This is a genomic window from Streptomyces sp. NPDC096132, assembly GCF_044763345.1.
In the GTDB taxonomy this organism is placed as follows: Bacteria; Actinomycetota; Actinomycetes; order Streptomycetales; family Streptomycetaceae; genus Streptomyces.
Genome location: NZ_JBIWGA010000018.1, coordinates 75,369 through 87,802 on the forward strand (window position 1 = coordinate 75,369; position 12,434 = coordinate 87,802).

7 protein-coding genes are annotated in these 12,434 nt (G+C 71.0%); 2 read left to right on the top strand and 5 right to left on the bottom strand.

Features of this window, described 5'->3' with window-relative positions:
• Nucleotides 1-5 precede the first annotated feature (5 nt).
• Nucleotides 6-2,441 carry a glycoside hydrolase family 3 protein gene (locus tag ACIRF9_RS35075; protein WP_403830601.1) on the bottom strand — a complete coding sequence of 812 codons (2,436 nt, stop codon included), beginning with the start codon at nucleotides 2,439-2,441 and terminating at the stop codon, nucleotides 6-8.
• Nucleotides 2,442-2,535: 94 nt separating this feature from the next.
• Nucleotides 2,536-3,954, bottom strand: a complete 1,419-nt coding sequence (locus ACIRF9_RS35080) for an MFS transporter (protein WP_403830604.1) — start codon at nucleotides 3,952-3,954, stop codon at nucleotides 2,536-2,538.
• Between the two features lie 609 nt (nucleotides 3,955-4,563).
• On the opposite strand from ACIRF9_RS35080, the gene ACIRF9_RS35085 reads away from it, so the two are divergent.
• Nucleotides 4,564-7,383, top strand: coding sequence for a glycoside hydrolase family 78 protein (locus ACIRF9_RS35085; protein WP_403830606.1), 2,820 nt, complete (start codon nucleotides 4,564-4,566; stop codon nucleotides 7,381-7,383).
• Here ACIRF9_RS35085 and ACIRF9_RS35090 read toward each other — a convergent pair.
• From ACIRF9_RS35090 to ACIRF9_RS35100, 3 genes are read right to left on the bottom strand one after another with little or no spacing between them, the layout of a single operon-like run.
• Nucleotides 7,337-8,167 carry an SDR family NAD(P)-dependent oxidoreductase gene (locus ACIRF9_RS35090; RefSeq protein ID WP_403830608.1) on the bottom strand — a complete coding sequence of 277 codons (831 nt, stop codon included), beginning with the start codon at nucleotides 8,165-8,167 and terminating at the stop codon, nucleotides 7,337-7,339. The two genes, ACIRF9_RS35085 and ACIRF9_RS35090, sit on opposite strands and share 47 nt — an antisense overlap.
• 28 nt (nucleotides 8,168-8,195) lie before the next feature.
• Nucleotides 8,196-9,251, bottom strand: coding sequence for a sensor histidine kinase (locus tag ACIRF9_RS35095; protein WP_403830610.1), 1,056 nt, complete (start codon nucleotides 9,249-9,251; stop codon nucleotides 8,196-8,198).
• Nucleotides 9,245-9,973, bottom strand: a complete 729-nt coding sequence (locus ACIRF9_RS35100; RefSeq protein WP_403830612.1) for a response regulator transcription factor — start codon at nucleotides 9,971-9,973, stop codon at nucleotides 9,245-9,247. The genes ACIRF9_RS35095 and ACIRF9_RS35100 overlap by 7 nt, the downstream gene beginning before the upstream one ends.
• Nucleotides 9,974-10,166: 193 nt before the next feature.
• On the opposite strand from ACIRF9_RS35100, the gene ACIRF9_RS35105 reads away from it, so the two are divergent.
• A complete protein-coding gene (locus tag ACIRF9_RS35105) occupies nucleotides 10,167-12,422 on the top strand; it encodes an MMPL family transporter (protein ID WP_403830614.1) in 2,256 nt (751 codons plus the stop codon).
• Nucleotides 12,423-12,434: the final 12 nt, after the last annotated feature.

A 12,434-nucleotide genomic window follows, 5' to 3' on the forward strand; every position in this document is an offset into this window, starting at 1 on the left:
CGTGATCACGACGCGCGAGGTACGGCGGCGGTCAGTCGCAGGTCGGCCGCCGAACGTCCGACGCGCAGCCGGTGCGGCCCGGAACGCGGAACCCGGCCGACGGCGCTCCAGACGGTCAGGGCCTTGGCCGGCACGGTGATCGTGGCGATCACGGCCTCGCTTGCCGCCGCCTCGACCGCGGCGAAACCGATGAGACGCTGCGGCTCGTCGTCGGCCGGGGCAAGGTATGCCTGGACGACCTCGCGGCCCGCACGTGTCCCGGTGTTGCGGAGCGTGACGCGAATCGAGAGGCCGCGATCCATGTCTCCGGTCACGACGAAGTCCTCGTAGTCCCAGGTCGTGTACGACAGACCATGGCCGAAGGGGAAGAGGGGCGTGGTGCCGCGCGCGGCGTAGGCGCGGTAGCCGATCAGGTCGGCTTCCGAGTAGTCCAGCGTTCCGTCCACCGGCCGCGTCGACAGGACCGGTACGTCGGCTTTGGCGGCGGGGAAGGTGGTGGGCAGACGGCCGCCGGGCTCGGAGCCGGTGAGGACGTCGGCGATGGCGTCCCCTCCCTCCTGGCCGGGGAACCAGGACCAGAGCAGGGCGGCGGGCCGGTCGGCCCAGGGGAGCAGGTAGGGCGCGCCGGCGTTCACGACGACAGCGGTGCGCGGGTTGGCGGCGCAGACTCGTTCCACGAGGTCGTTCTGTCGGCCGCGCAGGGCGAGGGTCGCGCGGTCGACGCTCTCGGTCTCGGTGTCGGCGTCGCTGCCGACCATCAGAATGACGGCATCGGCTGTGGCGGCCGCGGTGACGGCCGCGTCCAGTTCCTCCTCGTCGGTACCGCGAGGGGTGTCGTACCCGAGGCCCAGCAGGGTGATCGGGTACGGCAGGTGACGCTGCGGCCGGAAGCGCACCAGGATCTCGGTCTCGCCCCTGCTCGCGGGGAAGGCGAAGGTGTGGGCCGGCGGGCGGAGCGCCAGGGAGACGATGTCGTCGTCGTCCTGGAGCTGTTCGTGGGTCTGCGGTGCGTGCCCCGGGACGTGCAGCGTGATGTGGCCGGGGCCGATGACCGACAGCCGGTGGACGCCGGATTCCCGGAGTGTGAGCCGGGTCCGTACGAACAGTTCCGTCACCTCGTCGGCGAGCAGGAGCGGGAACCAGTTGGCTGCCGGGGCCTTGTGCTCCTCGGACAAGACGGTTCCGTCGGCCGACCGGTACTCCAGCCGTACACCGGGCTCACCGTTGACCGGGTCGGTGGCGGTGCCACCCCCCAGCGGCAGGAGCCTCGCATGCGGGAACGCGCCCTGGTGGACGGTGATCTCGACGCCGTCTCCCAGCGCACGGCGCAGCCCTTCGAGCGGGGTGACGACGTGTTCGGGGGTCACGTGGGCGCTGCCGCCGCCCTGCGTGGCGAAACGGACGGCGTTGGGACCGATCAGGGCGACCTTGCGCAGGGCGTCCGGGCGCAGGGGCAGCAGTCCGTCGTTGCGCAGCAGTACGGAACCGCGGACCGCAAGATCCCGTATGCGGGAGCGGACGTCCTCGGGCACGGGCGCGGACTCCGGCGCGTCCACGCCGTCCAGCGCGCCGACCCGGGCGGCCAGCCGCAGGATGCGCCGGACCTTGTCGTCGATCACGGCTTCGGGAACCCGCCCGTCTTCCACGGCGGCCAGCAGCGCGGTGCCCCACGGCCCGTCGGGCCCCGGCATGACCAGGTCGAGACCGGCCAGGGCCGAGGCCTCGGTGGAGCCGGTGGCCTGCCAGTCGGAGACGACGACGCCGTCGAAGCCCCACTCCTCCTTCAGCAGGCCGTTCAGCAGTTCCTCGTTCTCGGTCATCGTCGTGCCGTTGACCGCGTTGTAGGCGGCCATCACCACCCACGCGCCGGCCTCCTTCACGGCGGACTCGAAGGGAGCCAGATAGGTCTCGCGCAGGGTCTTCTCGTCGATCCGGGCGTCATACGTCGTCCGTTCGGTCTCGGAGTCGTTGCCCACGAAGTGCTTGACGGTGGCGGCCACGCCGGTCGCCTGCAGGCCCCTGACGAAGCCCACCGCGGTGCGGGCGGTGAGGAGCGGGTCCTCCGAGTAGCACTCGAAGTGCCGTCCGCCCAGGGGCGAGCGGTGCAGGTTGACCGTGGGGGTGAGCAGGACGTGGATGCCCATCTGCCGGGCCTTGAGCCCCATCAGCCGACCAGCCTCGTACGCGGTCTCCTCGTCCCAGGCGGCGGAGAGAGAGGTGGGGCTGGGGAAGAGGAGAGAGGGGGTCACGGCGTCACCGAAGGCGGTGCCGCGGGGGCCCGCGGGTCCGTCGGACAAGGCGAGGGAAGCGAGGCCGGCGGCGACGACCGGTGTCAGGGTCCAGGCGTCGCCGCCGGTGAGCAGGGTCACCTTCTCTTTGAGGGACATGGCGTCGAGGCGCCGGGTGAGGTCCGCTTCGTCCACCGTCTGCCGACGGGTCATGGGCCGTTCCTGCCTTTCGGGCGGGCGGGTGGGGGATCCGGGGCCGCCGCGACGGGGCAGTGCTCGGGCGGCGACCCCGGAGAGGGGGACGTGTTCAGGCGGCGGCCACAGCCTCGCCCGCCTCGACCTCCTCGGCACGCCTGAGCTTCGGGACCAGGGCGACGGAGAGCAGTCCGACCACGGCCAGGACGGCACCGAACAGCATCGCGTTCTTGTAGCCGGCGTCCTGGTAGAAGCGGGTGCCCTGGAGCACCGTGCTGTCTTTGGCGAGGATCACGTAGACGATCTGGGTGACGATGGTCGTCAATACGCCCTGGGCCATGCTCTGCAGTCCGTTGGCGGTGGCCTGCTCCTCGGGGCTGACCGCCTCGATGATCAGGACCGGGATGGAGGACACCATCAGGCCCATGGCGATCGCGGAGAAGATCCCGAGCAGCATGAGCTGGACGCTGGTGTAGTGCCAGTTCCGCTGGAGCAGGAACCCGACGGCGGCGAACGCGGCACCGAGCGCCAGCGGCAGGCGGGCGTCGATCTTGCGCAGTGCGACACCGGTGCCGAAGCCGACGACCAGGATGAGGATGCTGGCGGGGATGCCGATCACCGCGTAGTGCGTGGCGGTCATGCCGAGCCCGTCGGACACCTGGGGGATCTTCGGGTAGAGCACCAGAAGCTGGCCGATGATGCCGGTGCCGAAGATGGTCGCGCCGATCAGTGCGGTGGCCAGGAAGACGGACCAGACGCCACGACGGGACGCCATCGTCAGGTCGAAGAGCGGGTGGGTGACCTTGAGGTCGGAGACGACGTAGAGCAGGATCGCCGCGACGCCCCCGAACAAGAAGGACAGGGTGCTGGAATCGGTCCAGCCCCACTCGCCCCCCTTGCCGATGCCGTACGTGAGTGCCGCCGCGCCGCCGCCGAGGAGGACGCCGCCCAGCCAGTTCACCTTGGTCCGCTCCGCCCGGTGCGGGGTCTCCGGGACCACCGTGAGCAGGAGCACCAGACCGATGGCCGTGGCGATGGCAAGCGACCACATCACACCCCGCCACCCGAAGGAGTCGATGACCCAGCCGGTGAGGAAGGGGCCGCCGATGGCGACGAAGGCGATGCCGCTGCCGATCACGCCGCTGGCCGCACCCACGTGCTTGGGCGGGAACAGCTCACGGACGGACGCGTAGGCCAGGGCCGCGATGGGGGCGTAGAAGCCGGCGATGCCACGGCCGACGAGCAGCGTGGTGTAGTTGGTGGCCAGAGCCGCGATGATGTCGCCGACGAGACCGACGACGGTGATGACGATCATGACGTTGCGCTTGCCGTAGAAGTCGGAGAGCTTCACGACGAACGGCGCGATCACGGTGCCGACCAGCGCGTTGACCAGGATGAACCAGGCGATTTCGGTCGTGCGGAAGTGGATCGCCACCGAGGCCTGGGCGTTGCCGCCGAGCAGGCCGGCCAGCGACAGCAGCTGGGTGGGCCACATCAGCGCGAGGGCGACGAGAGCGAGACGGGCGCCCATGCCGGCTCGGGGGGTCTTGGCCGCTGGTGCCGGTGTGGTCGCGGGTGATGGCGAGGGCGTGGTGGAGGAAGGCACGGCGATGTGGCCTCTCTTTGGAGGGAGGGTGGTGAGCGGCGGTTGGGGCTGGGGGACCTCGTCGTGGCGGTGGGGGAGGTTCGTACGACACGAACGACGCGTCCGAGGGGTGGGCAACGGCGCAAACGTGCCCGCTAGTTGGAACCTTTCAATTCCGTGGCGGTCATGCTGGGAGTGGCATCTCGGCTTGTCAACCTGTCTCGTCTCGGCTGTTCTGCCGTGAGGCGAGGGCGGGGCGGACAAGGGAGTGGGTGCGGCTCCCGTAGGCCTCTGAGCCGGTGGGATTTAGCGTGAACGAGAAGTTCACATGGCGGAAACCTAGCTACGTTCGGGATTCATGGCTAGGGTTTCGTCCATAACTTTTTGAGTCGCTGTCTGGATCTTTATGGCCACCCCTGTCGGGCGGCCTGTTCTCGCCCGCGGGTTTTGAATCGATTCAATGCGGCGGCTTACGTTGTATACAGGCACGCGGTCGTGCCAGGCACGAGAGTGAGGACCACTGTGAGTCAGGTAGCCCTTGACCGGACGGGTGTCGTGAGCGACGTCCGGTTCGAGCACGTGCGTGATGCGCTCGGTCTCGGAACCGGACGCCCCCGGCTGTCGTGGACCACGCTCACCGAGGTCCCGGACTGGACCCAGACGGCGTACGAGATCGAGCTGACCGTGCCCGACAGCGACGATCCCGCCGTCACGGCGCGGGTCGAGTCGGCCGACTCCGTCCTCGTGCCCTGGCCGTTCGACGCGCTCCCGGCGCGCGGTAGGGCCGACATCCGGGTCCGGGTCACCGGCTCCGACGGCGCGGTCTCCGCGTGGAGCACGCCGGCACCGGTGGAGGCCGGGCTGCTCGCTCCGGACGACTGGTCGGCCGTCTTCGTCACCCCGGACTGGGACGAGGACCCGCAGGCGGACCAGCCTTCGCCGTTCCTGCGCCGTGAGTTCGAGCTGCGCGGTCCCGTGCGCAGGGCACGCCTGTACGCCACCGCGCTCGGCGTGTACGAGGCGGAGATCAACGGCGTCCGCGTCGGCGACGAGGTCCTGGCGCCGGGCTGGACGGCGTACGACAAGCGCCTGCGCTACCGGACCCACGACGTCACCGACCTGCTCAGGCCGGGCCGCAACGCGATCGGCGCGGTCCTGGGCGACGGGTGGTTCCGGGGCCGCATCGGCTTCGACGGCAAGACCCGGGCGGTCTACGGCGACCGCCTCGCCCTGCTGGCCCAGCTGGAGGTGGAGTACGCCGACGGTACGACCGAGCGGATCACGACCGACGGGTCCTGGCGCGCGGCGAGCGGTCCACTCCTCTCCTCCAGCATCTACGACGGCGAGGCGTACGACGCCCGGCTGGAGCGCTCCGGCTGGTCGCGGCCCGGCCATGACGAGTCCGGCTGGGGCGGGGTGCGCGTCCTGGAACGCGACCTCGGCACCCTCGTGGCGCCCGACGGCCCTCCGGTACGCCGGATCGAGGAGATCGCCCCGGTCTCCGTGACGACCACCCCCTCCGGCAGGACACTCCTCGACTTCGGCCAGAACCTTGTCGGCCGGCTGCGGCTGACCGTGACCGGAGCGAGCGGCACCCAGGTCACCCTGCGGCACGCCGAGATCCTGGAGGACGGCGAACTGTGCACCAGGCCCCTGCGCACGGCCGCCGCGACCGACAGCTACATCCTGCGCGGAGACGGCGAGGAGGTCTTCGAGCCCCGTTTCACCTTCCACGGCTTCCGGTACGCCGAGATCATGGGACAGCCGGACGGCTTCGATCCCTCGGCGGTACGCGCCGTGGTGGTGCACTCGGATCTGGAGCGCACGGGATCGTTCGAGTGCTCCGACGAGCTCGTCGACCGCCTGCACGAGAACGTGGTGTGGGGCATGCGGGGCAACTTCCTGGACGTTCCGACCGACTGTCCGCAGCGTGACGAGCGGCTGGGCTGGACCGGCGACATCCAGGTCTTCTCGCCGACCGCCTCGTACCTGTACGACAGCGCCGGCTTCCTCGGCTCGTGGCTCGCCGATCTCGCCGTCGAGCAGGGCGCGGACGGCGTGGTGCCGTTCGTGGTGCCCCGAGTGGGGGTGGCCGGTGCCGACACCCCCACCGCGGCCTGGGGCGACGCGGCCGTGTTCGTGCCCTGGGTGCTCCACGAGCGCTATGGCGACACCGGTGTGCTGGCCGCCCAGTACGGCTCGATGCGGGCCTGGGTGGAGCACGTGGCCTCGCTCGCCGGTGACAGCCGGCTGTGGGACAGCGGCTTCCAGTTCGGTGACTGGCTCGACCCGACGGCCCCCGCCGGGCGGCCCGACGGCGCCGCGACCCCGGGCGAGCTGGTCGCCACGGCGTACTTCGCCCGCTCCGCCGAACTCCTCGCCCGCACCGCCGGGATCCTGGGCCACACCGCGGACGCCGAACGCTACCGCGCCCTGGCCGGTGAGGTGAGGACGGCGTTCCAGCAGGAGTACGTCACCGGCGCGGGCCGGATGATGTCCGACGCGCCGACCGCGTACGCCCTGGCGATCTGCTTCGAGCTGCTGGACTCCGAGGCCCAGCGCGCCCGCGTCGGCGAGCGGCTCGCGAAGCTGGTCCGCGGCCACGGCCACAAGATCGCCACGGGCTTCGTCGGCACCCCGCTGATCTGCGACGCCCTGACCCGCACCGGCCACGCGGACACCGCGTACCGCCTGCTCCTGCAGAAGGAGTGCCCGTCCTGGCTGTATCCCGTCACCATGGGCGCGACCACGATCTGGGAGCGCTGGGACAGCCTGCTGCCCGACGGTACGGTCAACCCCAGCGGGATGACCTCCTTCAACCACTACGCCCTCGGCGCCGTCGCCGACTGGCTGCATCGCACCGTCGCCGGCCTGGCCCCCGCCGCCCCCGGCTACCGGCGCCTGCGCATCCAGCCCCGCCCGGGCGGCGACCTCACCCACGCGGGCGCGAAGCTGCGCACTCCGTACGGTGAGGCCGCGGTCTCCTGGACCCTGACCGGGACGGAACTGACCGTCGAAGCGCTCGTGCCGCCCAACACCACCGCCGAGGTCCTCCTGCCGGACGGCGACGAGATCGTCGGGGTCGGATCGGGCCGCCACAGCTGGACGGTGACGCTCGATTCCGAGGCGGCCGAACTGCCCCCGCTGTCGGTGGACATGGACATCGACGCCCTGATGGACCGCGAGGAGGCCGCCCGTGTCTTCAAGGACCTGCTGATCTCCTACATCCCGGAGGCGGCCGAGTTCATCGAGGGCGGATCGGGGCCCGCCCCCGCCGGCACCACGGTCCGGACGATCGCGGGAATGATCCCGAACAGCGAGAAGTTCCTCAGCGACCTGGAGGCGAAGTTCGCCGAACTGGAGGGACGCGCCTGACGGCGCCGCGTTCCTGGCCGGAGGCCAACCTCCTGAGCAGGAGCGCGGACACCGGCGTGGGCAGAGCTCGCAGCGTGCGTACCAACGCCGCTGTGGGCCACGGGAAGTAGGCCTGCGCCGGTTCCCTCTCCAGGGCCCGTACGACGTGTCGTGCCGCTCGCTCCTGGCTGATCTGGAACGGCTTGGGCAAGCCGTCCCCACTGATCCGGTCGGTGGCGACGAAGCCGGGGTGGATCGAGGTGAACCGGATGCCCCGGGGCTCCAGTTCGACCCGCGCCGCGTTGAGGAGCGTGCGCGCGGCTGCCTTCGCCGCCGAGTACGGACCCTGACGGGGAAGGCCCATCAGACCCGCCAACGAGTTGGTGTGCGCGATCAGGCCTCCGGCCGGCTGGCCTCCCATCTGCCCGACCAGCGGGACGAGGTAGTTGACCACCACGTCGTAGTTGAGTGCCATGATCTGCGAGACGTCGGCAACGGACACCTGGTCCATCGGCATGTCCGGGCCCTGGCCGGCGTTGAGCAGCGCGACGTCGACGGCGCCGAACTCCGCGACCGCTGCCTTCACCACTTCGGCGGCCGCCCGAGGGTCCAGGGCGTCGGCGGGGAGGTCCAGACAGGCGCTGCCCGCCGCACGCACCTCATCCGCCACCGCGGCGAGTTCGGTGGCGCGCCGTGCCGTGAGGACGAACCGGTTCCCGCCGGGGGCGAGCAGGCGCGCCACTTCCGCGCCGATTCCCGACGAGGCCCCGACGATCAGGACCGTCCTGTCCGTGATCCTGGCCATGGTGTTCCTTTGTTCGCAGGGATAGCGTTCACGGGAAGTGCCGGTCATCGATGAGGGGCAGCACGACATCCAGCCGGGTGCCGCGGCCGGGGCCGCTGTCGAGGTGGATCCGGCCGCCATGCAGTTCCGACACGGCGGCGACGATGGCCAGACCGAGCCCGCTGCCCCCGCGGGTGCGGCTGCGCCCCTTGTCGGCACGGTAGAAGCGGTCGAAGACGTGGGCGACGGCGTCCTCGGGGATGCCCGGTCCCTCGTCCTCCACCCGGAGCAGTACCTCGTCTCCCGTCGTACGCACCTCGACGCGACAGGGCGTGTCGGCGGGCGTGTGCATACGGACGTTGCCGAGGAGGTTGGCCAGCAGGCTCCGCAGTTGTGCCTCGTCGCCGAGGACGACCACTTCGGCCTCGATGGCCAACCGGAACGGACGTTCTGGTTCCACCGCGGCGGCGTCACGGCAGGAGTCGTGGGCGATCCGGCTGAGGTCGACCGGCTCCAGGTCCGCCGCGTCCTCCACGTCGAACCGGGCCAGCGTCAGCAGGGACTCGACCAGCCGTGTCATCCGGTGGATCTCGGACAGCATGCGTTCCACGGCCTCGTCGACCGCGGCCGTATCCGGCAGCGCGCCCCGCTGGTAGAGCTCGGCGTAGCCGCGCAGGGACTGCAGCGGGGTGCGCAGCTCGTGCGAGGCGTCGGCCACGAACTGGCGCATCCGCTCTTCCGACCGCTCGCGTGCGCTGAGGGCGGCCTGGATCTGTTCGAGCATGCCGTTCAGCGCCTCGGTGAGCCGGCCGACCTCGGTGGTCGGGTCCGTGGCGGCCACGGTGAGCCGGTGGCCGAAACCGCCGGCCGCGATCGCGTCGGCGGTGTCCGCGGCCCGCTCCAGGGGGCGCAGTTCGCGGCGCACCACCGCGGTGCTGACCACTGCCACGCCGGTCAGCCCGGCCAGTTCGACGGTCACGATGACGGCCGCGTCCCCGCTGACGACCCAGGCGAACGCGGTTGCGGCCATTGCACACGCGCACAGGGCGGTGACGAGCGTGCCGAGCCGGGTCCGCAGCGGCCACCGCCGGATACGGTTCAGCACCCCGGCTCCCGGACGCTGTAGCCGACGCCGCGCTGCGTGTGGATCAGCGGGGGGCCCAGCGGGTCGAGCTTGCGGCGCAGATAACTGACGTAGGTGGCGACCACGGTGTCATCTCCGTTGAAGTCGTACGACCAGACGTGCTCGAGGAGCTGGGCACGAGGGACCACCCGTCCGCTGTGCAGCATCAGGTAGCGCAGCAGCCGGAACTCCGTGGGGGACAGGTCGATGGCGGCCCCGGCGCGCCGCACGGTGTACATGGCCTGGTCCAGTTCCAGGTCCGCCACCCGCAGGACCGGGTCCTCTCGGCCGGTACGCCGGGTACGGCGCAGCACGGCACCGATCCGGGCGGCCACCTCGTCCAGGCCGAAGGGCTTCGTGATGTAGTCGTCACCGCCTGCCGTGAGGCCCCTGACCAGGTCCTGCCGGGTGTCCCGGGCGGTGAGGAAGACGACGGCGTGCGGCAGACCGTCCGCGCGCAGGCGCCGCATCACCTCGAAACCGTCGCCGTCCGGCAGCATCACGTCGAGCAGGATCAGTTCGGGCAGGAAGTCCCGCGCGGCCGTCAGGGCCTCCTTCGCCGTGGCGGCGGTGCGGACGTCGTACCCGATGAACCGCAGGAACCGCCCGACGGAGTCCAGGATCGCCGGCTCGTCGTCGACCAGCAGAAGCCGTCCGAGTCGCGGCGGCGACGCGGCGTCGTCAGTGGACGTCCGGTCACTCATGTCGCTTGTCTCCCGTCGCGCGCACCGCACCCCGTGGTGTTGTTCGATCATGTCGGATCGCCGTGCCTCCGTTCATGGGAGTTGTGTGTGAAGACCGGCTCTCGGAGGCCGTATCGGCGGGGAAGCGGGCGCCACGTTCCTAGCGTGGATCACACAGATCCCTTCTCCGTTCCTGGCATCCGGGAGTTCTCGCGTGTCCACGCTTCTGTACCGCCTGGGCCGTTTCGCCTACCGGCGTAAATGGTCCGTCATCGGCGCATGGTCCGTCCTCCTTCTCATGGCGGTCGTGGCCGCGCTCGGTCTGATGAGGCCTTTCGCCTCCGCCACCACCATTCCGGGCACCGAGGCCCAGCGCACACTCGACGTGGTGCGGTCCAAGTTCCCCACGGACGACCGGCACACGACCGGGAAGATCGTGTTCCGGACGCCGCACGGCGCGGCCGTCATCACTGGGGACAGCGCGAAGACCGTGCGCCGGACCGTCGACCGGATCGCCGACGTCCCGGGCGTGACAGCGGCCACTGCCCCGGACGTGAAGGCGGGAACGGTGTCGGCCGACGGCAGGACGGGCATCGCCCAGCTGACCTTCTCCGCCAAGAAGGGCGACACCCTGCCCGAGGCCACCAAGGCGGGCGTCGAGATGGCCGCATCGGGGGCCCGCCGGGCCGGGCTGACCGTGGAACTCGGCGGTGACGCGTTCTCCCAGGCCAAGGTCGAGGTGATGGGGCCCGGGGAAGCGGTGGGCGTGCTGATCGCCCTCGGTGTGCTGGTCTTCGTCTTCCGCTCCCTGCGCGCCGCGGTCGTCCCGGTGGCCACCGCGCTCGTCGGTGTGGCCGTCGGCGTCCTGGGCCTGATGTCCCTGACGAGCGTCGTCACGATGGACAGCACGTCGATCATCCTCGCCGTGATGCTCGGGCTCGCCGTGGGCATCGACTACGCCCTCTTCATCGTCTCCCGCCACCAGACACAGGTCCGGGGCGGCATGGATCCCGAGGAGTCCGCGGGGCTCGCGACCGCCACGGCGGGCGGCGCGGTCGTGTTCGCGGGCGCCACGGTCGTGATCGCGCTGGCCGCGCTGTCCGTGGTCCACATCCCGTTCCTCACGGTGATGGGCCTCGGCGCCGCGGCAACCGTGGTGCTCTCCGTACTGATCGCCGTCACCCTGCTCCCCGCCGTGCTCGGCCTGATCGGCCGGAGGATCGCCACCAGTTCGGTGCCGGTGCTGAGGCGCTCCACCGAACGCGCCGCCCTTCGGAAGGACCGCCCCGCCACGGGTGTGCGCTGGGCCGGCCTGTTGGCGCGGCGCCGCTGGACCGTCCTCGTCGTGTCCCTGCTCGGCCTGGGAATCCTCGCCGTTCCGGCGGCCGACCTGCGGCTCGGGCTCGGCGGCACACAGGACGCCGACACCTCCTCGGCCCGCGCCCAGAAGCTCGTCGACGACGGCTTCGGTCCCGGTTACAGCGGCACCCTGGTCGTCCTCGTCCAAGGCGGGAAGAAGGCGGTGGCGTCCGCGGCAGAGGAAGTCACCTCGACCGTGAAGGGGCTGCCGGGTGTGGCCGCCGTGTCCCCCGTGGTGCCCGCGAAGTCGGGAGACGCGGCCCTGATCAGCGTCACCCCGTCCAGCGGCCCCGAGACGGAGGCCACCCAGCGGGTCCTGGCCGAGATCCGGCATGCTCGCGACGCCGTCGAGGACCGCACCGACACGGCAATCGACGTCACCGGCACCACCGCGGTCAACATCGACGTGGCGGACAAACTCTCCGCCGCCCTGCCCGTGTACTGCCTGCTGGTGATGGGCCTGGCCCTCGTCCTGCTGATCGTGGTCTTCCGCGCGCTTGCGGTACCGCTGAAGGCGGCCCTGGGCTTCCTGCTGTCGCTGGGTGCCTCCCTGGGCGCGCTGGTCGCGGTCTTCCAGTGGGGCTGGCTCTCCGGTCTCCTCGGGATCAAGGAGACCGGACCGGTCCTGAGCTTCTTGCCGATGCTCCTCGTCGGGATCCTCTTCGGCCTGGCGATGGACTACGAGGTGTTCCTCGTCTCGCGGATGCGTGAGGAGTACGCCCACGGGCGACCGGCGACCGACGCCATGATCCGGGGCTTCGGGCACGGCTCCAAGGTTGTCACCGCCGCCGCCCTGATCATGATCGCCGTCTTCGGCTCCTTCGTCCTCGCCGACATGCAGGTCATCAAGGGGATGGGATTCGCCCTCGGTGTCGGGGTGCTGCTCGACGCGTTCGTCGTCCGGATGACGCTCGTACCGGCGGTGATGGCCGTTCTCGGCGACCGGGCGTGGTGGCTGCCGAGGTTCCTGAACCGCGTCCTGCCCGACGTGGACATCGAGGGGGAGCGACTGACCCGCGGGATGACCGGTGGGGGCTCGACTCCGGCCACGCTGCCGCGACAGGCAGGTGCGGAGCGCATCACGGTCCGCACCGGCGGAGGCGACGCGTAGCCGCCGCCCCGC

Excerpts from the sequence above, each read along its gene's own strand:
- ACIRF9_RS35075 (WP_403830601.1), bottom strand. The coding sequence starts at position 2,441 with ATGACCCGTCGGCAGACGGTGGACGAAGCGGACCTCACCCGGCGCCTC.
- ACIRF9_RS35080 (WP_403830604.1), bottom strand. The coding sequence starts at position 3,954 with ATGGGCGCCCGTCTCGCTCTCGTCGCCCTCGCGCTGATGTGGCCCACC.
- ACIRF9_RS35090 (WP_403830608.1), bottom strand. The coding sequence starts at position 8,167 with ATGGCCAGGATCACGGACAGGACGGTCCTGATCGTCGGGGCCTCGTCG.
- ACIRF9_RS35100 (WP_403830612.1), bottom strand. The coding sequence starts at position 9,973 with ATGAGTGACCGGACGTCCACTGACGACGCCGCGTCGCCGCCGCGACTC.